Source organism: Neorhizobium sp. AL 9.2.2, assembly GCF_013317225.1.
Taxonomy (GTDB): domain Bacteria; phylum Pseudomonadota; class Alphaproteobacteria; order Rhizobiales; family Rhizobiaceae; genus Neorhizobium; species Neorhizobium soli.
Window position 1 is genome coordinate 1 of record NZ_JAALXU010000017.1, and the last position, 1,089, is coordinate 1,089.

The 1,089-nt window shown below is 59.4% G+C and carries 1 protein-coding gene; it reads right to left on the bottom strand.

The window, feature by feature from the left end; translation table 11 throughout:
• A partial coding sequence (tuf, locus tag G6K99_RS23185) for an elongation factor Tu (protein ID WP_174198116.1) occupies window positions 1–1,088 on the bottom strand: 1,088 nt, incomplete at its 3' end.
• Window position 1,089 lies beyond the last annotated feature (1 nt).

The window sequence follows — 1,089 nt, forward strand, 5'->3', positions numbered from 1 at the left end:
GGAACGATCAGCTCGACTTCAACGGTGACGTTGTCGCCTGGCATAACCATTTCCGTGCCTTCAGGAAGCGAAACGATACCGGTCACGTCCGTTGTACGGAAGTAGAACTGAGGACGGTAGTTCGTGAAGAACGGCGTATGACGGCCGCCTTCTTCCTTCGTCAGGATGTAGGCTTCTGCCATGAACTTCTTGTGCGGCTTGACCGAACCTGGCTTGCACAGGATCTGGCCACGCTCGACGCCGTCACGCTGTACGCCACGGATCAGAGCGCCGATGTTGTCGCCGGCCTGGCCCTGGTCGAGCAGCTTGCGGAACATTTCAACGCCGGTAACAGTCGTCTTGGTCGTGGCGCGGATGCCGACGATTTCGACTTCTTCACCAACCTTGACGATGCCACGCTCGACGCGACCGGTCACGACCGTACCACGGCCCGAGATCGAGAACACGTCTTCGATCGGCAGCAGGAACGGCTGGTCGATCGGACGCTCAGGCGTCGGGATGTAGGCGTCAACAGCTGCCATCAGTTCGCGAACGGCGTCTTCGCCGATCTTCTTGTTCGAATCTTCAAGAGCGGCCAGAGCCGAACCCTTGACGATCGGAATGTCGTCGCCCGGGAAGTCGTAGGACGACAGAAGTTCGCGGACTTCCAGTTCGACGAGCTCGAGAAGCTCTTCGTCGTCGACCTGGTCAACCTTGTTGAGGAACACGACGATTGCCGGAACGCCAACCTGACGAGCAAGCAGGATGTGCTCGCGGGTCTGTGGCATCGGGCCGTCGGCAGCCGAGCAAACCAGGATCGCGCCGTCCATCTGCGCTGCACCGGTGATCATGTTCTTGACGTAGTCGGCGTGGCCGGGGCAGTCGACGTGTGCGTAGTGGCGGTTTGGCGTCTCGTATTCGACGTGTGCCGTCGAAATGGTGATGCCGCGGGCCTTCTCTTCAGGAGCAGCGTCGATCTGGTCGTAGGCCTTGAATTCGCCGAAGTACTTCGTGATCGCCGCAGTCAGCGACGTCTTGCCGTGGTCGACGTGACCGATCGTGCCAATGTTGACGTGAGGCTTATTGCGCTCAAACTTGCTCTTTGCCATT